General features: G+C 71.0%; 20 protein-coding genes and 1 pseudogene. 10 read left to right on the plus strand and 11 right to left on the minus strand.

Features of this window, described 5'->3' with window-relative positions; genetic code table 11:
* Positions 1 to 109: 109 nt before the first annotated feature.
* The 3 genes from OG568_RS44045 to OG568_RS44055 all read right to left on the minus strand — a co-directional run bounded on the left by OG568_RS44045 (position 110) and on the right by OG568_RS44055 (position 2,051).
* A complete protein-coding gene (locus OG568_RS44045; protein ID WP_329535613.1) occupies positions 110 to 556 on the minus strand; it encodes a TIGR03668 family PPOX class F420-dependent oxidoreductase in 447 nt (148 codons plus the stop codon).
* 65 nt (positions 557 to 621) lie between these two features.
* Positions 622 to 1,449, minus strand: coding sequence for an LLM class F420-dependent oxidoreductase (locus tag OG568_RS44050; RefSeq protein ID WP_329535614.1), 828 nt, complete (start codon positions 1,447 to 1,449; stop codon positions 622 to 624).
* Between the two features lie 50 nt (positions 1,450 to 1,499).
* On the minus strand, positions 1,500 to 2,051 hold the full coding sequence (locus tag OG568_RS44055; protein WP_329535615.1) for a hypothetical protein: 552 nt from the start codon (positions 2,049 to 2,051) through the stop codon (positions 1,500 to 1,502).
* A 311-nt stretch (positions 2,052 to 2,362) separates the two neighbouring features.
* Between OG568_RS44055 and OG568_RS44060 the strand changes: the two genes are divergently transcribed.
* The 6 genes from OG568_RS44060 to OG568_RS44085 all read left to right on the plus strand — a co-directional run bounded on the left by OG568_RS44060 (position 2,363) and on the right by OG568_RS44085 (position 10,032).
* On the plus strand, positions 2,363 to 2,857 hold the full coding sequence (locus OG568_RS44060) for a subtilase-type protease inhibitor (protein ID WP_329535616.1): 495 nt from the start codon (positions 2,363 to 2,365) through the stop codon (positions 2,855 to 2,857).
* Positions 2,858 to 3,256: 399 nt separating this feature from the next.
* Positions 3,257 to 4,111, plus strand: coding sequence for an ABC transporter permease (locus OG568_RS44065; RefSeq protein ID WP_329535617.1), 855 nt, complete (start codon positions 3,257 to 3,259; stop codon positions 4,109 to 4,111).
* The gene (locus tag OG568_RS44070; RefSeq protein WP_266418088.1) at positions 4,108 to 4,995 is read left to right on the plus strand and encodes a carbohydrate ABC transporter permease; all 888 of its coding nucleotides are present in this window, start codon (positions 4,108 to 4,110) and stop codon (positions 4,993 to 4,995) included. The genes OG568_RS44065 and OG568_RS44070 overlap by 4 nt, the downstream gene beginning before the upstream one ends.
* 29 nt (positions 4,996 to 5,024) lie before the next feature.
* Positions 5,025 to 6,674 (plus strand): sugar ABC transporter substrate-binding protein, encoded by a 1,650-nt coding sequence (locus tag OG568_RS44075; protein WP_329535618.1) that lies wholly within the window; start codon positions 5,025 to 5,027, stop codon positions 6,672 to 6,674.
* Between the two features lie 58 nt (positions 6,675 to 6,732).
* Positions 6,733 to 7,791 carry a LacI family DNA-binding transcriptional regulator gene (locus tag OG568_RS44080; protein ID WP_329371963.1) on the plus strand — a complete coding sequence of 353 codons (1,059 nt, stop codon included), beginning with the start codon at positions 6,733 to 6,735 and terminating at the stop codon, positions 7,789 to 7,791.
* A gap of 291 nt (positions 7,792 to 8,082) precedes the next feature.
* Positions 8,083 to 10,032 (plus strand): DUF2264 domain-containing protein, encoded by a 1,950-nt coding sequence (locus OG568_RS44085; protein WP_329535619.1) that lies wholly within the window; start codon positions 8,083 to 8,085, stop codon positions 10,030 to 10,032.
* 22 nt (positions 10,033 to 10,054) lie between these two features.
* Here OG568_RS44085 and OG568_RS44090 read toward each other — a convergent pair.
* A pseudogene (locus OG568_RS44090) lies at positions 10,055 to 10,348 on the minus strand (STAS domain-containing protein); the annotation flags it as partial.
* Positions 10,349 to 10,492: 144 nt separating this feature from the next.
* Here OG568_RS44090 and OG568_RS44095 point away from each other — a divergent pair.
* Positions 10,493 to 12,085 carry a bifunctional phosphatase PAP2/diacylglycerol kinase family protein gene (locus tag OG568_RS44095; protein ID WP_329535621.1) on the plus strand — a complete coding sequence of 531 codons (1,593 nt, stop codon included), beginning with the start codon at positions 10,493 to 10,495 and terminating at the stop codon, positions 12,083 to 12,085.
* Positions 12,086 to 12,096: 11 nt separating this feature from the next.
* Here OG568_RS44095 and OG568_RS44100 read toward each other — a convergent pair whose 3' ends face one another.
* Positions 12,097 to 13,596 (minus strand): MFS transporter, encoded by a 1,500-nt coding sequence (locus OG568_RS44100; RefSeq protein ID WP_329535622.1) that lies wholly within the window; start codon positions 13,594 to 13,596, stop codon positions 12,097 to 12,099.
* A 213-nt stretch (positions 13,597 to 13,809) separates the two neighbouring features.
* Between OG568_RS44100 and OG568_RS44105 the strand changes: the two genes are divergently transcribed.
* On the plus strand, positions 13,810 to 14,163 hold the full coding sequence (locus tag OG568_RS44105) for an ArsR/SmtB family transcription factor (RefSeq protein WP_266418101.1): 354 nt from the start codon (positions 13,810 to 13,812) through the stop codon (positions 14,161 to 14,163).
* A gap of 5 nt (positions 14,164 to 14,168) precedes the next feature.
* Complete coding sequence (locus OG568_RS44110; protein WP_329535623.1) at positions 14,169 to 14,705, plus strand: SRPBCC family protein; 537 nt, start codon at positions 14,169 to 14,171, stop codon at positions 14,703 to 14,705.
* A 22-nt stretch (positions 14,706 to 14,727) separates the two neighbouring features.
* On the opposite strand, the gene OG568_RS44115 is transcribed toward OG568_RS44110, so the two are convergent.
* From OG568_RS44115 to OG568_RS44135, 5 genes are all read right to left on the minus strand, one after another.
* Positions 14,728 to 17,553, minus strand: coding sequence for an NHLP bacteriocin export ABC transporter permease/ATPase subunit (locus OG568_RS44115; RefSeq protein WP_329535624.1), 2,826 nt, complete (start codon positions 17,551 to 17,553; stop codon positions 14,728 to 14,730).
* 1 nt (position 17,554) lies between these two features.
* On the minus strand, positions 17,555 to 19,777 hold the full coding sequence (locus tag OG568_RS44120) for an NHLP family bacteriocin export ABC transporter peptidase/permease/ATPase subunit (RefSeq protein ID WP_266579807.1): 2,223 nt from the start codon (positions 19,775 to 19,777) through the stop codon (positions 17,555 to 17,557).
* Positions 19,774 to 20,583 (minus strand): HlyD family efflux transporter periplasmic adaptor subunit, encoded by an 810-nt coding sequence (locus OG568_RS44125; protein WP_266579805.1) that lies wholly within the window; start codon positions 20,581 to 20,583, stop codon positions 19,774 to 19,776. The genes OG568_RS44120 and OG568_RS44125 overlap by 4 nt, the downstream gene beginning before the upstream one ends.
* Before the next feature lie 92 nt (positions 20,584 to 20,675).
* The gene (locus OG568_RS44130) at positions 20,676 to 20,891 is read right to left on the minus strand and encodes a type A2 lantipeptide (protein WP_329535625.1); all 216 of its coding nucleotides are present in this window, start codon (positions 20,889 to 20,891) and stop codon (positions 20,676 to 20,678) included.
* A 504-nt stretch (positions 20,892 to 21,395) separates the two neighbouring features.
* Entirely contained in the window at positions 21,396 to 21,809 is a 414-nt protein-coding gene (locus OG568_RS44135; protein WP_329535626.1) for a PaaI family thioesterase, read from the minus strand.
* A 196-nt stretch (positions 21,810 to 22,005) separates the two neighbouring features.
* Here OG568_RS44135 and OG568_RS44140 point away from each other — a divergent pair, with 196 nt between their 5' ends.
* A complete protein-coding gene (locus OG568_RS44140) occupies positions 22,006 to 23,385 on the plus strand; it encodes a S1 family peptidase (RefSeq protein ID WP_329535627.1) in 1,380 nt (459 codons plus the stop codon).
* 161 nt (positions 23,386 to 23,546) lie between these two features.
* Here OG568_RS44140 and OG568_RS44145 read toward each other — a convergent pair whose 3' ends face one another.
* Positions 23,547 to 25,712, minus strand: a complete 2,166-nt coding sequence (locus tag OG568_RS44145; RefSeq protein ID WP_329535628.1) for a SpoIIE family protein phosphatase — start codon at positions 25,710 to 25,712, stop codon at positions 23,547 to 23,549.
* Between the last annotated feature and the right edge of the window lie 73 nt (positions 25,713 to 25,785).

A 25,785-nucleotide genomic window follows, 5' to 3' on the forward strand; every position in this document is an offset into this window, starting at 1 on the left:
GAGGTCTGCCGACGCTAAGGCCGGGCCGGTGACCTGCACCAGAAGGTAAAACGTCCATCTTGCGTGCCCGAGGTGGAGCATTCGTCCATTGCGGGGAGCGCCCGGTGGCTCAGCTCTCCGGGTACGGCTGCGGCGAGGCGCGCCAGCCCTGCCACCGGTGGATGGTGACGGCGATCACCGGACCGTCCGGCGGCCGCCGGCGGTACGGCGCGTACTTGTCGCGCAGCAGGGCGATCGCCGCGGGGTACTCGCCCGGTGTGCCGGGCGGCAGGACGCGGGCGTCACCGTCCGCCCGTACCCACCACAACCGGTCCCAGTCCTCGTCGTAGGCATCGACGAGCAGGCACACGGCCGGGTGGGCGGCGATGTTGCGCAGTCGCCGCAGCCGCTGTGACCTCTTGGGTTTGTGGTCGACGGCGGTGACGAGCTCACCGCCGCGCGCCGCGAAGACGAGTGGCACGAGGTGCGGGCGTCCCTCGGCGTCCACCGTAGCCAGGCGCGCCACCCGTGCCGCGACGAACCGGCGGCGCGCCTCCTCCTCGTCCATGTCCGGCACGGTGAGCTCCAATTCCCCGGCGGCCGGAGCGCGCTGAGCCCGGATTTCCCGGCGGCCGGAAGCGGTCAGCGGTAGGTGGACACGGCCTGGGCCAGTTCGTCCAGCGTGCGCAGTGTCTCGTCCTCCGGCTGGGTCGGCAGATCCAGCAGCACGCGGTCGACGCCGAGTTCCGCGTAGCTGTCGAGGGACGCCCGGTCCTGCCCGGCCCCGTAGACCACGACGGTCGGCCGGTCACCGGCCGTCTTGCGCATCTGTTCGATGCGCGCGCCCAGTTCCTTGGGGGGTACGCCGCTGGGCAGCCAGGCCGATCCGTACTCGGCGACGCGGGCGAAGGTACGCTCGCTGTTGCCCCCGACCCAGATGGGTGGGTGGGGCCGCTGGACGGGCTTGGGCCAGGAGTGGACCGGTGCGAAGTCGACGAAGTCGCCGTGGAACTCGGCCTCGTCCTTGGTCCACAGTTCGATCATGGCGCGAATCCGCTCGTCCATCAGCCGGCCGCGGGACGCCGGATCCGTGCCGTGGTTGCGCATCTCCTCCCGGTTCCAGCCGGCGCCGACACCGAACACGGCACGGCCGCCGGAGATCAGGTCGAGGGAGGCGATCTCCTTCGCGGTGGTGATCGGGTCACGCTGGACCACCAGGGCGATCCCCGTGCCCAGCAGCAGGTCGCGGGTCACGGAGGCGGCGGCGGCGAGCGCCACGAACGGATCGAGCGTGCGGTAGTAGAAGCGGGGCAGTTCGCCGCCCATCGGATACGGCGTTTCCCGGCTCACCGGAATGTGCGAGTGCTCGGCCAGCAGCAGCGTGTCGAACCCGCGCTCTTCCAGAGCGGGGCCCAGAGCTGCCGGAGCGATGCCCTCGTCGGTGATGAACGTCGACACTCCGAACTTCATCCGCGACCACCTCGTCTTGTCGGCTCTTGCCGTCAGTGTGACGTGGTCGGTCACTCCTCGCCGGGTGTGGCCTCCCGGGGCGTGGCGTCCGGACCCTGGGCCCGGACCCGCTGCACTTGCTCCAGCGAGTCGCGCAGTTCCGTCAGCCAGTCGTCGGTGTGGCGCTGGACGAGGCGGACGCACCAGGCGAGGGCGTCGCTGCGGCTGCGCGCCACCCCGGCGGCGATGAGGGTGTCGAGGACCTGACGCTCGGGCTGTCGCAGCCGGGTCATGACGGGCGCGGCGATGTGCGTGAACAGGGCGCGCTCACCCCCGCACTCCACACCCCAGGAGACCTTCTTGCGGAACCGGTGCTCGGCCTCCCGTGCCAGCGCGACCCGGTCCTCGCGGGTGCGCTCGCGGAACTCCTGGATACGGGCCTGGGCGGCCGCCTCCTTCTCGGTGTCCGAGGCGCCTTCGGCGAGCCCGGGCGCGGGGATGCGGCCGACGACGGTGATCTCCTCCCGGTCGACCGTGACCTCCACCAGGCTCTCGAAGAGGTCGTCGGGCAGGCGGCCGGCGAACCAGCCGCGCAGCTTCTCGTGCTGCTCTGGAGTAATCATGTAATGACGATTACTCCGTTGCAGTGACGATGCAAGGGGCTCAGCCGGGAGCTGAACACCGGAATGTTTCAGGCCTATTGCGGAGCCGGGGGGATCCGGCCAGGAGGGTGTCCTTGGCGATCAACAACCCCTCAGTTCCGGGGCTCGAACGTTCGAGTTTCGTTACTTCACGCCAGTGATTCAATACTCAAAGTTACCGAAACGCATGGGGTCGATGTGTGTTTCCGGTCCGGACTCGGCAGACTCGCGCTCGCCGCACCGGCACTCAACCGAGCCGGTACTGCATTCAATCGAGCGGAAGGATGCACACAATGCCGACCACCGCGCGCTGGGCAGCGACTCTCACCCTCACGGCCGCTGCCGTCTGCGGCCCCCTCGGGGGGCCCGCCCTCGCCACCACGGCCCCCGCGACTCAGACGACTGTGACCCAGACGGCTGCCACCCAGGCCCACGCCACCCCGGCTCTCGCCCCCTCCGGGCTCTACGCCCCCTCGGCCCTGGTACTCACCATGGGCCACGGAGAGACCGCCGCCACCGTCACCCCGGAGCGCGCGGTCACGCTGAACTGCGCCCCGACCCCCTCCGGCACCCACCCGGCCGCCTACGACGCCTGCGCCGAACTCCGCGCGGTGAACGGCGACTTCGACGCCCTGTCCCTGAGAGACGGGGCGCTGTGTACGCGGCAGTTCGACCCGGTGGTCGTCACGGTCGAGGGCGTCTGGCGGGGCAAGCGCGTCGCGTACGAACGGACTTTCGCCAACGAGTGCGTGAAGAACTCCTACGGGACGACCGTCTTCACGTTCTGAGGGACCGGGATCGCGCGGCCTGCGTGAGCGTCGACCGGGGGCAGTAGGTGGGGAGTGCGCACCCCGGCACGGAGTACGACGCGATCTCGCATCGGGGGTCGGTCAGGCGGAGTGGGGCCGCCGGCCGGCCCCCGACATCTGTCCGGCCGGCCGCGGCGCATGCCCGGCCGGCCTTCCTCGTGTCCTCAACTCGCGGTTGTGTCAGAAGTGTTGACCCCACACTGAAAACGTTTTAATTTCCCCTCACCCGACAGTCCCAGGTGAGGAGGCTCCGTGGCCGCGGTGTTGCGGGATCACACAGGTACGGAGGCGGTGGACCCTTCGCCTCGCCCTCCGGTCGAGGCCCGTCGAGGCTTAAAACGTTTTCATAAACGTGGCAGCAGGACGCTGTTCCTGCTGATGCTCCCCGGGCTCGCCTACTTCCTGGTGTTCCACTACGGCGCCCTGCTCGGCAACGTCATCGCGTTCAAGGACTACGTGCCGTTCGACGGCGTCTGGGGCAGCCGTTGGGTGGGCCTCGACAACTTCCGGCGGATGTTCGAGGACGGCGAGTTCTGGGACGCGGTCCTCAACACCCTCTGGATCGCGGTCCTCCAGATCGTCTTCTACTTCCCCGTCCCGCTCGGCCTCGCCCTCCTGCTGCACAGCCTCACCCGCAGCAGCATCCGCCGCTTCGTGCAGTCGGTGGCCTACCTGCCGCACTTCATCTCGTGGGTGATCGTCGTCGCCCTGTTCCAACAGGTCCTGGGCGACACGGGGATGGTGAACAGCTATCTCGGCGACGCCGGCCTGCACACCGTGGACATCATCGGCAACCCCGACGCCTTCAAACCGCTCGTCGTCGCCCAGGTCATCTGGAAGGACGCCGGCTGGGGCACGATCATCTTCCTCGCCGCCCTCTCCCAGGTCGACGAGCAGCAGTACGAGGCCGCGGCCATCGACGGCGCGGGCCCCTGGCGCCGCTTCTGGCACGTCACCCTGCCCGCCATCCGCGCCGTGATCGTGCTGCTGCTCATCATGCGGCTCGGCGACATCCTCTCCGCCGGCTTCGAACAGATGCTGCTCCAGCGCGACGCCGTCGGCCCGCAGGCCGCCGAGATCATCGACACCTTCGTCTACTACCAGGGCATCGTCGGCGGCGACTACGGATTCGCCGCCGCCGCGGGCCTGTTCAAGGGTGTCGTCGGCGCCCTGCTCGTCTACGCGGCCAACAAGGTCGCCCACCGCCTCGGCGAACAGGGGGTCTACCGGTGAGCACCCATGCCCGGCCCGGCTGGATGGAGAAGCCGAAGCCCGCGACCCAGGCCGCCAAGGCCGTCGCCCTCGTCGCCGTCGTCCTGCTGGTGTGCGTGCCGTTCCTCGTCATCCTGTCCACCTCGCTCGCCTCCCAGCGGGAGGTCGTCGCGAACGGCGGCTGGGTGCTCTGGCCCCAGCACCCCACCCTCAAGGCCTACCGCGACATCCTCGACGGCGGCATCGTCACCCATGCCCTCGGCGTCAGCGCGGGCGTCACCCTCGTCGGGACCCTGCTCAGCCTCGTCTGCACCGTCACCCTCGCCTACGCGCTGTCGCGCCCCGGTGTCTTCGGCGGCAAGCCGGTCCTGCTCCTGATCCTGTTCACCTTCCTCTTCCCCCCGGGCATGATCCCCGGCTTCCTGCTGGTCAAGGAGCTGGGCATGCTCGACTCGTACAGCTCGCTGATCCTGCCCGTGCTCGTGAACGTGTTCAACCTGGTCGTCCTGCGCGGCTTCTTCCAAGCGATCCCGGAGGAGCTGTACGAGGCCGCACGGCTGGACGGGGCGGGGGACTGGCGGGTGCTGTGGTCGGTCGTGCTGCCCCTGTCGAAGGCGGCCCTCGCCGTCGTCGGACTCTTCTACGCGGTGGCGTACTGGAACTCCTGGTTCTACGCCTCCCTCTACCTGGAGAGCGACCACTGGCCGCTCCAACAGGTGCTGCGCACCTATGTGGTGGCCGGATCCGGGCTCACCGACACGACGGTCGGCGAGGGCACGGTCAACGCGCCGCAGACCGTACAGATGGCGGTCCTGGTGATCGCCACCGTACCGATCCTGCTCGTCTATCCCTTCCTCCAGAAGTACTTCACCAAGGGCGTGCTCACCGGCGCCGTCAAGAGCTGACTCCGTCCACCAGGAAAGGTCGGTATCCCATGCCCTCCCTGTCCCGGCGCACCCTGCTGCGCTCGATGGCCGTCGGCGGCGCCGCGCTCGCCGCACCTGGCGCACTGGCCGCCTGCTCGACCGGCTCGGGTGACGGCGACGTCTCCAACGCGGGCAAAAAGCTGGCCCCTTGGCCCGCGTACAAGGCGTTCGCCGGCCCGAAGCCCGACCTCGCGCCCACCGACGCCGGCGTCCAGGCCGGATACACGGCCTACCCCAGCGACCTGGTCACGGCCGTCTCGGGCACACCGGGCGACGGCTCCACCATCAAGGTCATGTCGGTGACCTTCGGCACGCCGCCCAAACCGGCCTCCGCGAACCGGTTCTGGGCGGCGGTCGAGAAGGCGCTCGGCGTGAAGATCGAGTACACGATCATCTCGGGGACCGACTACCAGAAGAAGATGGCCACGGTGATGGCCGGTGACCCGGGCGAACTGCCCGACATCATCAACGTATTCTCCGGCTTCGTGCTGCCCCGGGAGGCCCAGTTCGTGCAGCGCAGGGCCGAGGACCTCACCCCGTACCTCTCCGGCGAGGCGATCGCGGACCACCCCAACCTCGCCAACATCCCCACCCACGCCTGGCGCGACATGGGCCGCATCGGCGGCCGCATCTACGGCATCCCCCTGGAACGCCCGCTGCCGGGCTCCACCCTCTGGCTCAACCAGGCCTTCTTCACCGACGCGGGGATGAAGGAGGGCTGGACCTCCCAGGACTTCGCCGCCGTCGCCAAGAAGGGCACCAGCGGCAAGAAGTACGCCCTCGGGGCCGCGACCGGCTCGCTGTTCGGCAACGCGGTGCACTCCGCCGCGCACAACGCGCCGCAGGGCTGGACCGTGGACAAGGACGGCACCTTCCACGCCAACTACGGCGACGAACGCTACAAGGCGGCGGTCGCCTACCAGGCGCAGCTCCGCAAGAACGGCTCCTACCACCCCGACGCCACCTCCCTCTCCCAGCCGGACCTGAGCACGCTCTTCCTCAACGGCACCGTCGGCTCCATGCAGGACGGCTTCGGCGGGTACCTTCCCAAGTACCTCGACTCCAAAGGCCTGTTGACCCCGGCCGCCGCGCTGCCGTACAGCGTGGACGGGACACCCGGCGGGATCGTCGCCGGCCGCCGCTCCTTCGGCTACACGATCCTGAAGAAGGCGAAGAAGGAACGCATCGAGCTTCTCCTGCGCGTCCTGAACTACCTCGCCGCGCCCTTCGGCAGCAAGGAGTGGGAACTCGTCCACTACGGCGTCGAGGGCACCCACTTCACCCGCGGCAAGGACGGCTCGCCCGAGGCCACCAAACTCGGCGACGTCGAGAACAACACCAACCTGCCGCTGAAGTACCTCGCCGAGGGGCCCCAGGTGCTGTTCGTGCCGGGCATGCCAGATGCCGTACGCGCCCTGCACGCCTGGCAGGTGAAGGTGATCCCGGTGGCGATCCGCAACGCGTCCTTCGGGTTGCAGTCCAGCACGTACACCGCCCAGGGCACCACGCTCAGGGCGCTGATGGACGACACCGTCACCGGCGTCATCGCGGGCCGCCTGCCGCTGTCCGAACTCGACGCCGCCGCGAAGAAGTGGCGCGATCGCGGCGGCGACAGAATGGCCGAGGAATTCGCGAAGGACTACGCCGCCAACACCTGAGGCGGCGGAGCCGGTTGAAGGAGAGGCACGGGGGATGGGCATGGGGATGGGGAGCGACATGACGTCGAAGGGGCGGGTCACGATCCGCGAGGTGGCCGAGCGGGCCGGAGTGTCCATGGCCACGGTCTCACGCGTGCTCAGCGGCAACCACCCGGTGCCCGCGTCCACCAGGGCCCGGGTGCTGCGCGCCGCCCGTGACCTCGACTACGTCGCCAACGCGCACGCCCGCGCCCTGGTCGGCGGCGGCCGCAAGATGGTCGCCGTCGTCCTGCGCCAGGTCACCAGCCCCTTCTACGCCCAGGTCGCCGAGGGTGTGGAGGCGGAGGCCGCCGCCCGCGGCTGGCTCTGCCTGGTCGGCACCACGGGCGGTGACCCCGGGCGCGAGCTGGAGTTCGTCCAGTTGATGCGCGAGGAGGGCGCCCAGCTGGTGATCCTGGTCGGCGGCGTCGTCGAGGACGACGCCTACCGGGAGCGCGTCGCGCACTACGCGCAGGCACTCGCCTCGTCCGGTGCGCGGCTCGTCCTGTGCGGGCGGCCCGCCCCCGACCCCGACATCCCGGCGCTCGTCGTCGAGTTCGACAACGAGGCCGGGGCGCGCGCGATCACCGGTCATCTGCTCTCCGCCGGCCATCGAAGGATCGTCTTCCTCGGCGGCCTGCCCGGCAACACGGCCCTCGACGCCCGCGTCGCCGGATACCGGGCCGCACTCGCCGAACACGGCCTGGGTCCCGAGGCCGCCCACGTCGTCGACTGCGGCCTGGGCCGGGCGGCGGGCCACCGCGCGATGACGGAACTGCTCAAAGGGGCAGAGAACCCGGGGCACTTCACCGCGGTCTTCGCCGGGGACGACATGGTCGCCGCCGGGGCCCTGCGGGCCATCGCCGACGCCGGTCTGCGCGTACCGGCGGACATCTCCGTCGTCGGCTACAACGACATCCCGCTCGCGGAGGACTTCAACCCCCCGCTCACCACCGTCCGCACCCCCGCCGAGGAACTCGGCCGCGCCGCCGTCCGCATCGCCCTGCGCGACCCCGAACACGCGGCGGGCGCCCACCACTTGCTCGGCACCCACATCGTCGTACGCGACAGCGTCCAACCTCCCCCGCCGGGGGCCTAGGGCCTGTCCGGCGGATCATGCCGCAGACGCGGGGCCTGGCACGCCCTCCCCCAGAGGGGGTACCCCCAGCGGCGTTGTCGTCACTCGCCGACTCCCCCACTCTCGACTTCTCCCCCAGTGCCTTAAGGGTCTGGGGTACCCCCAGAGCGGGGGACCCCCATCGCGTCGACTCCCTCCTCCGCCTTGCAGCTGCACGCACCAAGCCCCGCTCACCAGCGTCGATGAGGCGCCGCCTGTTTCCTGCGACTTGATCCGCCGGACAGGCCCTAGAGACGGAGGATCCACCCCCGTATGACCGTCCCGCATGTGTCGCTCACCGCCCCGACACACCTGCCGCCCCCCGACCCCACCACCTCACCGGTCACCGGTTGGACCCGGGCCCACTGGGAGGCGACCGCCGACCGCCTCCTGGACGGTCTGCTCCCTTACGCCTCACCCGGGTCGGCCCAGTACCGGCTCCCCGGCCGGGCCAGTCACTCCGGTCCCTGGTCCGACGGCCTCGAGGGCTACGCACGTTCCTTCCTGCTCGCCGCCTTCCGTATCGCGGGATCCGGCGGCGGGGTCGGTCCCGCGCTGATCGAGCGGTACGCGGCCGGGCTCACCGCCGGTACGGACCCGCACGGCCCGGACCGGTGGCCGCCCATCACCGACCGGGGCCAGCCCATGGTCGAGGCCGCGTCCGTCGCGATCGCCCTGCACGAGACGCGCCCCTGGATCTGGGACCGCCTCGACGACTCCGTACGCGGTCGCGTCGTCGACTGGCTGAGCGGCTTCATCGGCGCGACGGTCAACGACTCCAACTGGCGGCTCTTCCAGGTCATCACGGAGGAGTTCCTCGCCTCGGTCGGCGCCCCGCACAGCCGGGACGAGATCGACGCGGGGCTGGCGCGGCTGGGGGACTGGTACCGGGGGGAGGGCTGGTACACGGACGGCGACGGCCGCAAGTTCGACTACTACAACGCCTGGGCCCTGCACCTGTACCCGGTGCTGTGGGCGCGCGTCGCCGGATCGCGGGCCGACCCGGAACTGGTGGCCGAACACCGGGCCAGGCTGGCCGAGTTCCTCGGCGTCCACCAGTACTTCTTCGGCTCCGACGGCGCCCCCGTGCACCAGGGCCGCTCCCTCACCTACCGCTTCGCGACCGCCGCCCCCCTGTGGGCGGGAGCCCTCGCCGACGCGACCCCGCTGGCACCGGGTCTGACCCGACGCCTCGCCTCCGGAGCCCTGAAACACTTCGCCGAACGCGGCGTGCCCGACGAGAGGGGACTGCTGTCCCTCGGCTGGTACCGCCCCTTCCTCCCGGTCACCCAGCGCTACTCGGGACCCGCCTCCCCGTACTGGGCGAGCAAGGCGTTCCTCGGTCTGCTGCTCCCCGCCGACCACCCGGTGTGGACGGCCCCCGAGGAGCCGGGCCCGGTCGACACGGCCGACGCGTGTGTGGCGTTGCCCGTCCCGGGCTGGCTTGTGCAGTCGACGGCCGCCGACGGCGTCGTACGCCTGGTGAACCACGGCAGTGACCGGCTGCCGCCCCCGCCCGCACCGGACGAGGACAGCCCGCACTACACGAGGTTCGCCTACGCCAGCGCGGCCGCGCCCGACACCGAGGGGGCCGGGATCGACAACCACCTCGCACTGGTCGCGGCGGACGGCACGGAGTCCCGGCGCGGCCGGATCCATCCGCTGGGCGCGGTCGGGCGCCGCGCCGCCTCCTGGCACTCGGCGCATCTGGCGGGCACCGAGCACCGCATCGAGACGACCAGTGTGGTGCACGGTCCGTGGGAGGCCCGGGTGCACCGGGTGGCGGGGCCGCGGGGCGCGGTCGTACGCGAAGGGGGGTGGGCGCTGGCCGACGACGCCGGGCCGTTGGAGGAGGCCACCGGGCCCGGATGGGCGCGGGCGCGACGCCCGGACGGGCTGACGAGCGCGGTGGTCGGGCTGCTCGGCTGGGACGCGTCGGGGGACGGTCTGGTCGCGCGGGCCAGGGGCGCCAACGCCTATGGGGTCCATTCGGCGACTCCCCATCTCGCGCTGCCCGTTCACCCCGGTGGGGTCCATCTCCTCGTCACCCTGGTGGTCCTCGGCCAGGATCCCGAACTCGCCGGTGCGAGCGCCCGGGTCACGAGCGGGGGCGGGGTTCTGATCCGCTTTCCGGACGGGCGGGAGGAGGAACTGACGGGGGGCCTTGCCGGTGCGGCGTTTCCGGTGGTTCCGGCAGGTCCGCCAGCGGCGGAAACCTACTGAGCAGGCACGCGGCGCGCAGGAGGCGGTGGACGCGGGGCCCGTCGGAGACGACGCGGAGCCGTCCGCCGCGCTCCCGCGCCCTCGTCTCGGCGCGGCACAGTACGCGCAGGCCCGAGCAGTCGAAGAAGGCGACCCGGCGCAGATCGACGAGCACGTCCGGTTCGTCCCGGGCCGTCGCGGCCGACAGATGCTCGGCCAGCGCGTCCGCCGTCGCGATGTCGATCTCTCCCGTCACCTCGACCACGGTGAACGGACCGCGCGGATAGCTGTGGGCGTAGGGATTGGTCGAAGCAAGCCCGGAATCTGCGAGGGTCATTTGATCTCGCTAGCTACCCCGGCCTGGCCGGAAACATCCTCAGGTAGCCCTGGACACGAAATTTCCTCACTCGAACGGGTGAATATTGGGTGCGATGTATTGACTGGGGGTGCCGAGGTGGCCGGGGTGCCGTAGCCGTGGGGCATGAGTGTTCTCGCCGAATGGGACCGACGACTGTTCACGCGGGTGGCCGCGGCGCGGGTGCCGGCCGCGGATCCGGCGCTGCGGCGGCTCAGCCGCTCCGCCGATCACGGACGGCTGTGGCTGGCCACGGCGGCCGGCCTCGCGCTCCTCGGGGGCCGGGCGTCCCGCCGGGCGGCTCTGCGGGGCGTGGGTTCGCTCGCGATCGCCTCGTCGGCCGTCAACACCGTCGTGAAGTGGAGCACCCGGCGCCCCCGTCCGCTGCTGGAGCATGTGCCGTCGATCCGGCACCTCAAGCGTCAGCCGCACACCACCTCCTTCCCCTCCGGCCACTCCGCCTCGGCCGCGGCGTTCGCCACCGGGGTCGCGCTGGAGTCGGCCGGACTCGGCGCCCTGGTCGGGCCCTTCGCGGCCGCCGTCGCCTTCTCGCGGGTGTACGTCGGGGTGCACTACCCCGGGGACGTGCTGGCCGGGGTGGCGATCGGCGTCGGGGCCGCCGCGCTCACCTGCCGCTGGTGGCCGCCGCGCCCCGCGCTCCCGGCGTGCGAGCGGCCCTCGGTGTCCGCGCCCGCGCTGCCCGGCGGTGAGGGACTCGTCGTCCTCGTCAACGCCCGGGCAGGGACGGCGTCGCCCGGTACATCGGTGCCGCCCGCCGAGCGGCTGCGCGCACTGCTGCCCCGGGCCGAGCTGGTCGAGTGCGGCCCGGACGACGACTTCGCCACGCTGCTGGAGCGGGCGGCGGAGAGGGCCCTGGAGCGGGCCGGGGAAGCGGGCGGTGTCCTCGGTGTGTGCGGGGGCGACGGCAGCGTCAACGCGGCCGCCCGTGCGGCGGCCGGGCGGGGGCTCGCACTCGCGGTGTTTCCCGGCGGCACCCTCGACCACTTCGCCCAGGACGTCGGCGTACGGGATTTCGAGGACACCGCCGTAGCGCTCGCGCGGGGCGAGGCGGTGGCCGTGGACTTCGGCGTGGCGTGGTCGGGGGCCGGACAAGCGGTGCGGTTCCTCAACACCTTCAGCATCGGCCTGTACCCCGAACTCGTGCGGGTGCGTGAGCACTTGGAGGAACGCTGGGGCAAGTGGCCGGCGGCGGCAGGCGCTCTCGTGCGAGTGCTGCGCACCGCGACCCCCGTCGAGCTGAGCCTCAACGGACACCGCCGCCGACTGTGGCTGCTCTTCGCCGGCAACGGCCGCTACGAGCCCCAGGGCTTCGCCCCCACCTGTCGGCCCCGACTGGACGACGGACTGATCGACCTGCGCCTGATCGACGGCGAACACCGGCTCGCTCGCACCCGGGTGATCGTCTCCGCGCTCGCCGGTACGCTCGGCCGGTCCCGGGTCTATGGCACGGAGGTGGTGCCATGGGTCGAGCTGGCGGGGATCAGGGGTGCGGACACACTCGCGTACGACGGTGAAGTCGCGTCCGCGCCACAGGTGTTGAGGCTGGAGAAGGAACGGCGGGCGCTCGTCGTGTACCGGCCCCGCGCACCGCGCGACGAGCTGGCGCACGGGGCCCGGCCGGCCGCCGCGACCGCCCGCCGCGGACGTGACAGGGGCCGCCGTCTCCCTGCAGACGGCGGCCCCTCGGCCGGTGGGTGATCACACGGGGCTTACATGTGGACGACCCGCGCGGCGTCCGGGTCCGCGTCCAGGGTTCCGCGGCGGTAGAGCAGGAAGGCGATCACCGCGCCCGCGGCGAAGAAGCCCGCCGACCACCAGAAGGCGGTGGTGTAGCTCTCGATCGTCGCCTGTGCCTGGACCAGCTTGCTGGTCGCGTCCTTGCCGGCCAGATAGCTCGTCGCGGCGCTCGCGGCCAGCGTGTTCAGCAGCGCCGTACCGATCGAACCGCCCACCTGCTGCATGGTGTTGACCGTAGCGGAGGCCACACCCGCGTCCTCCGCGGCGATCCCGCTGGTGGCCAGCGACATGGCGGGCGGCATCACGATACCGAGGCCCGCGCCGATCAGCAGCAGCTGCGGCAGTACGGCGGTCGAGAAGTCCGAGGCCACACCTATGCCGGTCAGCCAGGCCATGCCGCCCACCGCGATCGCGAAGCCCGCCGGGATGACGACCTTCGGCCCGATCCGCGGCACCAGGACGGTGGTGGAGACCTGAGCCATGATCATCAGGGCCGCCATCATCGGCAGGAACGCCACGCCCGTCTTGGTGGGGCTGAAGCCCAGGTTCAGCTGCAGGTAGTAGGTGAGGAAGAGGAAGACGCCGAACATGCCCGCGCCGGTGATCAGAACGGTGACGAAGGACGCGGCACGGTTGCGGTCGAGCAGCACGCGCATCGGCAGCAGCGGGTGCTCGGCTCGGGTCTGCCACCAGGCGAACGCGCTCAGCAGGACGCCACCGGCGATGAGGAAGCCCCAGGTCTGGGGCGAACTCCAGTCGTGCGTCTCGGCGTTGGAGAAGCCGTAGACGAGGGCGAAGAGACCGGAGGAGACGAGCAGCGTGCCCGGCAGGTCGAGCTTGGAGTTCGCCGCGTCACGGTGGTTGCTCAGCAGTACCCAGCCGCCGGCGAAGGCGACGACCGCGAAGACGAGGTTGACGAACAGCGTCCAGCGCCAGTCGAGCGCGTCGGTCAGCAGACCGCCGAGCAGGAGGCCCACCGCGCCACCGGCGCCGGCGATCGCCCCGTAGACACTGAACGCCTTGGCGCGCTCCTTGGCGTCGGTGAACGTCGTGTTCAGCAGCGAGAGCGCGGCGGGCGCGAGCAGCGCGCCGAAGACGCCCTGCAGGGCGCGCGCGGTGACCAGCATCCCGAAGCTGGTGGAGGCGCCGCCGAGCACCGAGGCTCCGGCGAATCCCGCGATACCGATGAGGAAGGCGGGCTTGCGTCCGAAGAGGTCGGCGATGCGTCCGCCGAGCAGCAGCAGGGAGGCGAAGGCCAGTGAGTACGCCGTGACGATCCACTGCCGGTTGCCGTCGGAGAAGCCGAGGTCCGCCTGGGCGGAGGGGAGGGCGATGTTCACGATGGTGGCGTCGAGGACCACCATCAGCTGCGCGATGCCGATGATCGCGAGGATCCACCATCGCTTCGACGATGGAGTGGACGAGCCGTCCACGGTGTCCTTGCGGGCACCTTCGATCAGGGTCTGGGACATGGGAGAACCACTCCAGGGAAGTCGCTCAGGGGGCTACGGGATGACGAAGTCGTAAACGAAACCGTTTCGTACACATCGACAGTAGACCACCTCCAGCGAAACGGCAACGTTTCGCTGAGTGGGTGAGGCGGGCGTCACGGCGGCGGCCGGGCCGGTCGGCTGCCCAGTGTGTATGCCTTGACGGGAATATAACCAGCGGGGCATATTGAAGCCATGTCCGACGCCGCCCTCTGGACCGCCCTCGCAGACCCCCACCGTCGCGAGATCGTCGCGCTGCTCCTTGAGCGTCCGCGGCCGGTCGGAGAGATCGTGGAGGCGTGCGGTCTGAGTCAGCCGAGCACGTCGAAGCATCTGCGGGTACTCCGGGACGCGGGCCTGGTGCGCGTACGACAGGACGCGCAACGCCGTGTCTACGCCCTCGACCCGGCCCCGATCGCCACACTCGACGCCTGGCTGACCCCGTACCGGAAGCTGTGGAACGAGAGCCTGGACGCCCTCGGCCGCCGCCTGGACGAGACGGCGGGGGAGCCGTCGGACCCCCCGGAAGATCCCACCCCTAAGGACTGAGCCACATGTCCGCCGAACCCACCGCCCTCACCGGCGTCTACCTCACCCTCGACGACGGCCGCCCCGCCGTTCGCTTCAGCCGCACCTACGACCACCCCATCGACCGCGTCTGGCGCTTCGTGACCGACCCGGACGAACTGGCCCAGTGGTTCCCCTCCCGGGCGGAGATCGAGCTGCGCCCCGGCGGCGCCATCACGTTCAGCGGCGACCCGAACATGCCCGAGTCCACGGGCCGGGTCCTCGCCGTCGCCCCGCCCCGGCACCTCTCCTTCGACTGGGGAGGCGACGAACTCCGCTTCGATCTCGAGGCACTGGAGGAGAAGCGCACCCGCTTCACCCTCACCCACGTCCTCGCGGCCGAGAACACCGCCGCCCGCAATGGCGCCGGCTGGGAGGTGTGCCTCGCCGCCCTCGACGCCAAGGCCCGCGGCGAGCGCTTCGAGGGCCCGCACGCCGGGGCCACCGCGCCCTGGAAGGAGATCTACGCCCGCTACGTCGAGGCCGGGGTTCCGTCCGGTGCCCCGGTGCCGGGAATGGACTGACGACCGCCCCGATGGGCGGCCTTCAGGCGAGCTGCCGCCGCACCAGCTCGTGCAGCCGGCCGCCCGTGTCCGCGAGCAGGTGCGCGGGCGGGCCCTGCTGGGCGACCCGGCCGTCCTCCATCACGATGACGCGGTCCGCGTCCATCACCGTGGACAGCCGGTGCGCGATCACGATCCGGGTGGCGTTGAGCGCCCGGGTGCTCTCGATGACCGTGCGCTGGGTCTCGTTGTCGAGCGCGCTGGTCGCCTCGTCGAAGAAGAGGATGCGCGGCCGGCGGATGAGCGCCTGGGCGATCATCAGGCGCTGGCGCTGGCCGCCGGAGATCGCCCCGCTGCCGGAGACGATGGTGTGCAGCCCCATCGGCATCCGCCTGATGTCCTCGGCCAGGCCCGCCATCTCCGCCGCCGCCATCGCCTCCTCGGGCGTGTACGGCTCGGTGCCGCAGATGCAGTCCAGGATCGAGCCGGTGAACGGCTGCGCGTGCTGGAGCACCACACCGCACTGACGGCGTACGGCGGACTGGTCGAGCGCTCCCAGATCCTGGCCGTCGTAGAGCACACTGCCCGAGACCGGTTTGTCGAAGCCGATGAGCAGCCGCAGCAGCGTGGACTTTCCGCAGCCGCTGGGGCCGACGATCGCCACGAACTCGCCGGGCTTGATGTCGAACGACACGTCGTCCAGGACCAGCGGGCCGTCGTCGGTGTACCGGAAGGACAGCCGCCGGGCCTCGATCGCGCCCGACAGCACGCCGGGCCGGGTGCTCGCCACCCGTACCTCCGGCGTGGCGTCGAGCACCGGCTTGATCTCCTCGAACATCGGCAGCGCGGCCGCCGCCGACACGAACGCTCCGGTCACCTGGGTGACCGAGGTCAGCAGCATCGTCATCGACGTGCTGAAGGTCAGGAAGTCGGCGGCCGACAGCGAGCCGCTTGCCGGACCCGCGAGCAGCATGAACATCAGCAGCGAGCACAGCGGCAGATATACCGCGCCCATCACCGTCGTGAGGTTCTTGATGCGGCCGACCTTCTGCTGGAGCTCACGGCTGCGCGCGAACTCACCCGCCCAGGCGGCGTACGCGTAGTTCTCGGCCGCCGCCACCCGCAACTTGGGCAGGCCGCGCAGAGTCTGGAACGCCTGGTTGTTCAGCTTGTTGCTGAGCACGACCAGCCGCCGCTGCCACCGCACCTGCCACAGGCCGAGCCCGAGGAACGCGGCCGCGATGACGACCAGCATGCCGATCGCGGCGAGCGCCAGAGGCACGCTGTACCAAAGGAGCAGCCCCAGGTTCATCGCGCCGACCGTGGCCGCCTGTGCGAGCGTCGGTCCGACGCCCGCGAGGAGGCGGCGGATCGCGCTGATACCCATGGCGGCGCTGGCCAGCTCACCGGTCGAGCGGGACGTGAAGAACTTCGTGGGCAGCCTCAGCAGCCGGTCCCACACGGCCGGTTGGAGCGTCGCCTCGATCCGCCCCTCCATCCGCAGCAGCGTGAGGTTCTGCAGCAGCATGAACGCCGCCGACACGATGCTGGTGACCATGATGGCCAGACAGACCTGCACGATCAGGCCGTGCTGCGCCTTGGGCACGTACTCGCCGAGCACCTTGCCGGTGGCGATCGGCACCAGCGCGCCGATCGCGACGGTGACGAGACCGCTGATCGCGAGGTTGCGCAGATCGCCGCCCGTGCCCTGGAGGCAGAACCGCAGCAGCCGCAGCGGGCTCATCTTCCGCTCGGGCAGCGGACGGTAGAACATCACGGCCCGAGGCTCGAACTCCGGCGCGTTGGCCTTCTCGACCGGGGTCTCCCGCCCCGACGACGGCTGTACGGCCACGTATCCGCCGCGCCGCCACAGCAGCGCGACCGGGGAGCCCGACACGGCACGGTGGCCCACCAGCGGGCCGATGTTGTCGCGCCACCAGCGCCCGTCGAGGCGTACGGCACGGGTGCGGACACGCGAGGCGAGCGCGATCCGCTCCACCGGGTCGAGCCGGTCGCTCTCCGTGCCGCTCTGCGCCGACTCCGCGAGGGTGATCCCGCAGGCGCGGGCGACCAGCTTGCAGGCCGCGTACGTGGCATCCGCGTCGGCCGTCGTCGGGCGCTTCGACGGCTTGCCGATCGACGCCAGCAGGGTCCGGTCGGCCTGGGCGCGGACCGCCTCGCCCGCCTTGATGCCCGCCGCCGTACGGTCCTCGTGGCTGGCCTCCAACTGCTCGATCCAGCGGTCGAGCGTGGACAGCAGCCGGTGCTGCTGGCTGACCATGCCCTGCCAGACACCGGAGTCCATCAGCAGGTCGGCCGCCGCTTCCGCGCCGTACAGGGAGCCGTACTGGACGCTCCCGGGCGGCACCTGCATCCAGAAGACGTCGTCGTCGGTGAGCGCGGCGGCGTTCTCCGTGGCCATGGGTGCCTGGAAGAGGATGGAGAGGCTGCGACCGACGCCGAGGGCGAGGGCGTACTCCAGTGGACTCGACGTCGGCGGTACGTACTGGGCGTTGCCGTACTCGTCGTAGGACCAGGTCTGGGTGTCGACGGGCTGGTACAGCTCGCGCAGCACGATCCGGCGCACCACACAGTCCCGCAACGGCCGCCCCACGAGCGTGTGCTGGGGCCCGACGACCGGGCCGAGCAGCAGGGAGCCGGCCTCGAGGCGGCCGAGGTGGTGCCAGTGGCCCTGCTGGACGGCGTCGACGGCGAACAGGTCCATGGCGCCCGCCGCCACCAGCCACAGGACCTGCGGTCCTTCCAGATCGAGGCGGCCGAGGCCGGAGCAGTCGACCGGCGTACCCATGCCGCCGAGCGCGCCGAGAACCAGGTCTCCTTCGCGTGCGTCCTCGTGAACCGTGGTCATCTCATCGCTCCTTGACCAGCTCGGCGTAGGGACCGCCGGCCGCCACCAGGGCGTCGTGCCGCCCGCGTTCCACGATCGTGCCGTGCTGGAGCACGACGATCTCGTCACTGTCGCGCACGGTGCTGAGCCGGTGCGCGATCACCACACAGGCGCAGCCGCGCTTGCGCAGGTTGTCGATGACGGTCTGCTCGGTCTCGGCGTCCAGCGCGCTGGTCACCTCGTCGAGGACCAGGATGCTGGGCCTGCGCACCAACGCCCGTGCGATCTCCAGGCGTTGACGCTGGCCGCCGGAGAAGTTGCGGCCGTCCTGCTCGACCCGGCTGTGGATGCCGCCGGGGCGACGCGTGACCACGTCGTACAGCGCCGCGTCCTCCAGCGCCGCGACCACGGCGTCGTCCGGGATCGACGGATCCCACAGCGCCACGTTGTCGCGAACCGTCCCCTCGAAGAGGAACACGTCCTGGTCGACGAAGGAGACGGAGGCGGCGAGCGCGCCGCGCGGGATGTCCTCCAGCCGCTGACCGTCGATGCGGATCGTGCCCTCCCACGGGGCGTACAGGCCCGAGATCAGCCTGGAGACCGTGGACTTCCCGCTGCCCGAGCCGCCGACCAGCGCGACCTGCTGGCCCGGGCCGACCGTCAGCGAGAAGCCGGTCAGCAGGGGCTTGTCGAGCGGGCTGTAGCCGAACGTGATGTTCTCCAGCTCCACATGGCCCTGCAGCCGACGGGTGGACTCGCCACTGCCCGAGCGGGCGTAGAGCGGGTCGGCCTGGAAGTTCTCGACGTCCTTGAGACGGGCCACGTCGGCGGCGAAGTCCTGGATGCGGCCCGCCACGCCGTTGAGCCGGGTGAGCGGCGCGGTGAAGCGGGTCACCAGGGCCTGGAAGGCGACCAGCAGACCCACCGAGATATGGCCCTCGACCGCCCGCATACCGCCGATCCAGAGAATCAGCGCGGAGTTGAGCGTCGCCAGGGTCGGTGCGACCACGCCCAGCCAGGCGCTGGGCACTCCGAGGCGCTGCTGCTCCTCCAGGGTGGTCGCGTGCTGGCCCGCCCACTTGCGGAAGTAGCCGTCCTCCCCGCCGGTCGCCTTCATCGTCTCGATCAACTGGAGGCCGGTGTAGGCCGTGTTGGTGAGGCGCGCGTTGTCGGCGCGCAGCTTCGCCGTACGGGTCGCGCGCAGCCGGATCACCACGCGCATCGCGACCACGTTGAGCAGCGCCACACCGATGCCCACGGCCGTGAGCTGCGGGTCGTACGTGTAGAGGAGCACCGCGTACAGGACGACCACGACCGCGTCCACACCCGCCGCCGCGAGGTCGCGGGCCAGGGTCTCGGCCACCGCGTCGTTCGACTGGAGCCGCTGCACCAGGTCGGCCGGGCTGCGCTGGGAGAAGAAGGTGACGGGCAGCCGCAGCAGATGGCGCAGGAAGCGGGCGCTGGAGAGGGTGGAGGAGATGATCCGGCCGTGCAGCAGGTTCGCCTGCTGAAGCCAGGTCAGTACGACGGTCAGCACCACACAGGCGCCCATGGACGCGAACAGCACGCCCAGCAGCGAGGTCCGGCCACCGATCAGGTACGTGTCGATGTACGTCCGGCTCAGCGCGGGCACCGCCGCGCCGACCGCGACCAGCAGCAGGCTCGCCAGCACGGCCGCGGGCATCGTGCCCGAGGTGCCGCGCAGCCGGGCCGGCATGGCGCCCAGGACGCCCGGTTTGCGGCCGCCCTTGCGGAAGTCGGGCCCGGGCTCCATGACCAGCACCACGCCCGTGAAGCTGGTGTCGAAGTCCTCCATCGGCACGAAGCGGCGGCCCTTGCCGGGGTCGTTGATGTGCACGCCGCGCCGTCCGAAGCGGCGGCCCATGCCGTCGTAGACGACGTAGTGGTTGAACTCCCAGAACAGGATCGCGGGCGCCTGCACCTCGGCGAGCGCGGCCGTGTCCATCTGCATGCCCTTGGCCGTGAGGCCGTAACTGCGTGCCGCCTTCAGGAGGTTGCTGGCCCGGGAGCCGTCCCGGGAGACACCGCACGCGATGCGCAGCTCTTCGAGGGGGATGTGCCGGCCGTAGTGGCCGAGCACCATGGCGAGGGAGGCGGCGCCGCACTCCACGGCCTCCATCTGGAGGACGGTGGGGGTGCGGACCGTCTTCCCCGTCGCCTTGGGGACGGTGCGCTTGGGCGGGGCGGCGCGGCGTCTGCTCCGGGTGTCTGGGGCGGTGGTCACGGCAGGAGCCAATCGACGGGGCGCTGATCGGCCAGGCGGATCGAACCCGTGGCCAGAGTCATGGAGGTGAGCGCGAACGGCGGCCCGTCCGCCGAGGACCACTTCAGACCGCTCTTCGTCGCGGCGGAGCGGTCCAGGCGGACCAGGACGGCCACCGGCCGGCCCTTCTTGGTGAACTGCTCGCCCAGTTGGCTGTCACCGAGGAAGGAGGAGATCTGCTGGGGGGTCTCTACGCTCCTGCCGACCGCCTTCACATGCCCGCGCAGCACTCCGTACTGCTGGGTCGGCACCGACTGGACGGTGAGGTCGACCGCGGCGTTCGCGGGGATGGTGGCGGCGCTCTCGGCGGGGACGTACACCGTCGCGTAGAGCGGATCGTCGGCGTGGGCGACCTTCTCCACGGCGGCGACGTTCGCACCGGTCGAGATGATCGCGCCGATGGTGGCGGCGAGCGCGGTGACGCGGCCCGCGGCGACCGTGCGGACGACGGTCGTGCCGCCCTGCGCTGTACGGACCTTGAGCACAGGCGCGTTCGCGGGCAGTCGCTCACCCTCCTGGGCGACGACCTCGGTGACCTGCCCGGCGACGGGGCTCTGCAGGACGTAACTGCCCTCGCCGTGGGTGAGGACGGCCGGCGCGCTCACGGTGGACGCCACCGTGCCCGTGACAGCCCAGACGGACGCCGCCGCCATGACGACCACCGTCACCGACAGGGCGAGCCAGCCCTGGGGGCGCGCGAAGCGCACCGGAAGGTCGAGCTCTTCGGGCGACTGCAGCTTGGCGAGGGCCTGTTGGCGGAACTGCACGGGACTTCCCTCACCTGTTCGAGAGGTTTACGGCATCCGAGAAGTCCCGGAACCGGGGGGTGGTTCCGGGACTTCTCGGCAATGAAACGCGATCAGAGACCGGAGACCAGGCCCGTGACGGGGGCGGTGTTCAGACCGGTGACACCCTCGACGGTGCCGACAACCGTGTTCACCAGGCCGGAGACCGGGGCAACACCGTCGACCAGGCCGGTGACGGTGCCAACGGCGTTCAGCGACAGACCGCCGGAGACGTTGTCGAGGTCGGCGTCCGAGATCTCGGCGGTCTCAACACGGGGGGTGGAGTTCATGATGGAACTTCCCTTCGTATGGATATTCATAAGGGGGAGAGCGGCCCCCCTCTGGGACAGATGACGGCCGCCACCGCGGGGCGCGGCACCCGATTCCGGGAGCCGTGCGGCGCCCGTTGCCGGGAGCCTTGCTGCGACCTCCGCGGTGCAACGGATCAAAGCACGCTCGCGGCACACGCATCCAATCAACCAGCGCTCTCACCTGCGAACTTGAGCACGGCGGGGGCTCAACCGTGCAGGTGTGCGCACGTCTCGGGAGCCAGTTCTTCACATGCCGCACAGCATTGTTCCGTCCCCGCGCTTGCCGCCCCGCGGCCGAAAGGGACACTCCCACCGCAATGGCGCGGAGGGGGGCGCGCGACTGTGTAGATCCGCTGTCCACCGTGACGCGCCTGCGTATTCGATGTGCAGATTCCCTGAAGCCGGGATTCCGTTCCAGTCGGAGGACGGAGCGTCACCGTCCGGTAGCGGAACGTGTCACCCGAGCCCGTTGCCGCCCCGGACTCAGCCCAGGAGCGCGTACACGGTGCTCGCGCGCGCCGCGATCTCCCCGGAGCCGTCGGCGGTCATCGTGATGTCGGCGAAGGCCATCCGGCGGCCCAACTTGGTGAGGACCGCCTCGATGAGCACGTCCGCGTCCGTCACCGCGCGCTGGAAGCTGGTGGACTGCTGAACCGTCGTCATGGGGACGAAGGCGCCGCGCGCGGCCGACACCGCGATCACGGTCGCCGTGTCGGCCGCCGCCATCAGCGCCTGCCCCGACAGGGAGCCGCCCTCCCGCGAGAGCCGCGCGGACCAGGGCAGCCGCAGTACCGCACGGCCCTCGCTCAACTCCGCGACCGACAGGCCCAGATCGAGCACCCAGGGAGCGAAGTGCGAGGAGAGGATCTTGTCTGCTTCGGCGAGGCTCAGTGTCATACGGGGCATTGTTCCCCGCTCACTCGGCGTAAAGGCCCGATTGCCTCGTAATCCATGCCTTTGGTCGAACCAACTCTTCTCTTTTTTAAACGCAGTTGAACAACCCTCGGGGCCCACGCGTATCAACAGGCATCCAGGCGCCCCCCAGTCAGCCGCCGGACGGTGGCCTCGGCCCCGTCCCCAGGAGGTCAAAGAGTTGAGTCACAAAAGGATTCCCAAGCGCAAGGCCGCGATCGCTGTTGGAGGCGTTGCGGCGCTCGGAGCGGCGGCTCTGCTGCTGCCCAACGCCAACGCCTCGCAGACCGACGCGAAGGACGCCGCTCCCAAGGTGCTGAAGTCCGCGGACGCCTCGGACCTGGCTTCGCTCATCGCCTCCCAGATCGGTGAGGCTTTCGGTGGTGCGTACTACGACGCCTCGAAGCAGCAGGTCATCATCAATATCGTCGGCAACAACAGCAATGTGGTCAACGAGATCAAGAAGGCCGGCGCCGTTCCCCGCAGCGTCGACAACAGCATGTCCAAGCTGACGACCGCGGCCAAGACGCTCAAGGCCGACGCGACCATCCCCGGCACCGCCTGGTCCATCGACCCCAAGACGAACCAGGTCCAGGTCACCGCCGACAGCACCGTCACGGGTGCGAAGTGGGCCAAGCTGACGTCGACCGTCGACTCGCTCGGTTCAGGTGTCGCCACGGTCAAGAAGTCCGCCGGTACGTTCAAGACGTTCGTGTCGGGCGGTGACGCCATCTTCGCCCAGACGGATGCCGGCGGCGTCCGCTGCTCCCTCGGCTTCAATGTCACAGCGAGTGACGGTGCCCCCGCCTTCCTGACCGCCGGGCACTGCGGTGTCGCGGCCAAGCAGTGGTCGGACTCGCAGGACGGCCAGCCGATCGCGACCGTCGACCAGGCCACGTTCCCCGGTGCCGGCGACTTCTCCCTCGTGAAGTACGACGACCCCAACACCCAGACGGCGAGCGAGGTGAACGTCGGCAACGGGAAGACCGTCCAGATCACGCAGGCGGCGGACGCCACGGTCGGTCAGCAGGTCCTGCGGATGGGAAGCACCACCGGTCTGCACGACGGCTCGGTCACCGGTCTCGACGCCACGGTCAACTTCCAGAGCGAGACCGACCCGGGCGGCGTGGACACCGTCACCGGTCTCATACAGACCGATGTGTGCGCCGAGGCGGGCGACAGCGGCGGCTCCCTGTTCACGCAGGACGGCAGCGCGATCGGCCTGACCTCCGGCGGCAGCGGTGACTGCACCGTCGGCGGCGAGACCTTCTTCCAGCCCGTGACCGCCGCGCTTCAGGCGACCGGCGCGACGCTCGGTGCCGGTGACGCGGGTGCCGGTGATGCGGGTGCCGGTGACGCGAGCGCCGCGGCGACCGACCCGGCCGCGACCGACCCCGCGGCCACCGACCCGGCAGCCACGGACCCGGCGGCGACCGACCCCGCGGCCACGGACCCGGCGGCGACCGACGACCCGGCCGCGGGCGACCAGTCCGGGACCGGCGAGGAGCAGCCCAGCACCGGTATGGACGCCGGCTCCGGCCTGGTGACCAGCACCCCGTGACACCGGTGACCACGAGCCACTGACCCGGCCGTGCCGACACGGCCCGGTCGGCAGTGGAAGGGTCCGGCCCTCCGGCGGGAGGGCCGGACCCCACCGCGTTCCGGCTCCGCCCGCGAGAGCGCCGGACCCCGCGGGGTTCCGATACCGCTCAGTGATACCGCTCAGTCGTGCGGAAGCGCCCGCAGCAGAAGCAGCGCCACGTCGTCGAGCCGCTCCTGCGTCACCGCCCCGCCCTGTTCGACGAGAGTGTCGGCCAGCGCGTTCAGCGACAGGCCACCGGCCTCGGTGAGTTTCCGCCCGAAGTCGGCCAAGGCGTCCTCGATGTCCACACCGGGGGACTCGATCAGACCGTCGGTGTAGAGGGCGAGGACCGAACCGGGGGCGAACGGGACCTCGGTCGTCGGATACGTGGCGGCCGCGTCGATCCCCAGCAGTGGCCCACCGGCCAGGTCGAGCACCCGGACCCGCCCGTCCGGCCGCAGCAGCAGCGGAGGCGGATGACCCGCGCGCGACATGACGGCCACCTCGCGCGCCGGGTCGAGACGCAGATAGAGACAGCTCGCGAACAGCTCGGCCCCCAGGTCGATCAGCAGCCGGTTGGTGCTGCGCATGACCTCCTCCGGCGGCTGACCGACGGTTGTGTACGCGCGTACGGCCGTGCGGATCTGCCCCATCAGGCCCGCCGCCGTCACGTTGTGACCCTGCACGTCACCGATGACCGCCGAGGCCAGACCGTGCGAGGGCATCAGGTCGTAGAAGTCCCCGCCGATCTCCATCCCCTGGGTGGCCGGGAGATAGCGCGCGGCCGCCTCGATCGAGGGCAGCGACGGCAACGAGTGCGGCAACAGCGCGGCCTGCAGACCGTGCGCCAGCTGGAGCTTGGCGTCGTAGAGCAGGGCCCGCTCCAGGGCCTGCGCGATCAGACCGCTCAGGCTCGTCAGCACCGCCCGCTCCTCCGCCGGGAAGGTGCGCGGCTCCGCGTACGCGAGGACGCAGGTGCCCACCGGACGCCCGGACGCGATCAGCGGCAGATACGCCCACGCCGCCATACCGTCAGGCGTCGCGTGCAGGGACGGGTAGAGCCGCTCCAACTGCTGACGGGAGTCGAAGAAGGCCGGCAGCCCGGTCTTCAGCGCCTGGGCGCCCGGGGTCTGCGCGTTCAGCGGCACCCCGTGCCAGCGCTCCACGATGTGCGGGTCCGCGTACCCCCGGTGGCCGAGCACCCGCAGTCGGCCGGATCGCGAGCCGAGGAGGACCAGTGCCTTGCATCCCACGGCGGGCGCGATCTCGTCCGCCACCAGTTGCACCACGTCCTCCACGCCCACGGCCTGCGTGAGCGCCCCGGCCAGGCTCAGCACCTGGGAGATGGTCACCAGGCGCGGGGTGGTGTCGTCTTCGTGCCGAGGCCCGGTGCGCGCCATCTCGGCCACCGCGCGGGCCCGGGAGATGCGCACGCTCAGTCCGGTCGTACTGGGATAGAGCCGGAACGACAGCCAGTCGCCGGGCGGCCGCAGCGCCACGAACGACGTCACGTGCTGGCTGATCACCGCGGCCCGGTAGCGGTCCTCGTAGACGGGGTCGTTGAGCCAGGGCACCGATGCCCACAGGTGGGTGCCCAGCAGCCCGCTGACCGGGACGCCGAGCATGTCCGCCGTAGCGGCGTTGGCGAAGCTGATCCGGCCGTTCAGATCCAGCGCACACATCCCGTACGGCAGTCGCGCCACCATCCGCACGGCCTCCACCGTGCCGAGTGTGCCGAGCGTGCCGGTCGCCAGTGCCGTGGACGGCGCCAGCAGATCGGGTTCGGGGTGGAGCGGACGCTGCTTGGCCGCCGCCCGCTCCAGACGCAGTGCGAGCCGGGCGCAGGACGCGGTGAGATGGTCGCGTTCCCGGTCGGAGAGCTCCAGGGGATGCGAGCCCGGCCAGGTCACGAAGACAGCGCCGTACACGGTGCCCGCGGTCGCCACCGGGAGGGCGGCCAGTGCGAAGGGGTACGGCAGGACCATGGCGATCCGCGGGAAGCGGCGGGCCATCTCCTCCTCGCCGCCGACCCAGATCAGCCGCCGCTCGCGCACCGCCACGGCGACCGGGATCGGCGCGTTGAGCCCCACCCGCTCCCACGGCGCCGCGAACGCCCTGGGCATGCCCGCCATGACCGCCATCTCCAGCACGGGTTCACCCCGCGTCAGCAGGTACACCGCCCCGGAGTGGGCGTGGACCTCGTCCATCATCGACGCAAGTGTCAGCGACAGCAGTGGTCTTCCGACCGGCGTCGGCCGCCCCGCCGGCGCCTGCTCGGACCCCTGCCAGCCGGACACGCCGACCACCTCCTCGCAGGGCCGTGCGACGGGCCTCAGGGATCAAGGCTCCCTCGTGACGGCCCTTCCCGCACGGCGAGCG

Source organism: Streptomyces sp. NBC_01450 (genome assembly GCF_036227505.1).
In the GTDB taxonomy this organism is placed as follows: Bacteria; Actinomycetota; Actinomycetes; order Streptomycetales; family Streptomycetaceae; genus Streptomyces.

Excerpts from the sequence above, each read along its gene's own strand:
- OG568_RS44100 (WP_329535622.1), bottom strand. The coding sequence starts at position 13,596 with ATGTCCCAGACCCTGATCGAAGGTGCCCGCAAGGACACCGTGGACGGC.
- OG568_RS44075 (WP_329535618.1), top strand. The coding sequence starts at position 5,025 with ATGCCCTCCCTGTCCCGGCGCACCCTGCTGCGCTCGATGGCCGTCGGC.
- OG568_RS44065 (WP_329535617.1), top strand. The coding sequence starts at position 3,257 with ATGCTCCCCGGGCTCGCCTACTTCCTGGTGTTCCACTACGGCGCCCTG.
- OG568_RS44130 (WP_329535625.1), bottom strand. The coding sequence starts at position 20,891 with ATGAACTCCACCCCCCGTGTTGAGACCGCCGAGATCTCGGACGCCGAC.
- OG568_RS44080 (WP_329371963.1), top strand. The coding sequence starts at position 6,733 with ATGACGTCGAAGGGGCGGGTCACGATCCGCGAGGTGGCCGAGCGGGCC.
- OG568_RS44135 (WP_329535626.1), bottom strand. The coding sequence starts at position 21,809 with ATGACACTGAGCCTCGCCGAAGCAGACAAGATCCTCTCCTCGCACTTC.
- OG568_RS44060 (WP_329535616.1), top strand. The coding sequence starts at position 2,363 with ATGCCGACCACCGCGCGCTGGGCAGCGACTCTCACCCTCACGGCCGCT.
- OG568_RS44050 (WP_329535614.1), bottom strand. The coding sequence starts at position 1,449 with ATGAAGTTCGGAGTGTCGACGTTCATCACCGACGAGGGCATCGCTCCG.
- OG568_RS44105 (WP_266418101.1), top strand. The coding sequence starts at position 13,810 with ATGTCCGACGCCGCCCTCTGGACCGCCCTCGCAGACCCCCACCGTCGC.
- OG568_RS44115 (WP_329535624.1), bottom strand. The coding sequence starts at position 17,553 with ATGACCACGGTTCACGAGGACGCACGCGAAGGAGACCTGGTTCTCGGC.
- OG568_RS44095 (WP_329535621.1), top strand. The coding sequence starts at position 10,493 with ATGAGTGTTCTCGCCGAATGGGACCGACGACTGTTCACGCGGGTGGCC.
- OG568_RS44110 (WP_329535623.1), top strand. The coding sequence starts at position 14,169 with ATGTCCGCCGAACCCACCGCCCTCACCGGCGTCTACCTCACCCTCGAC.
- OG568_RS44055 (WP_329535615.1), bottom strand. The coding sequence starts at position 2,051 with ATGATTACTCCAGAGCAGCACGAGAAGCTGCGCGGCTGGTTCGCCGGC.
- OG568_RS44085 (WP_329535619.1), top strand. The coding sequence starts at position 8,083 with ATGACCGTCCCGCATGTGTCGCTCACCGCCCCGACACACCTGCCGCCC.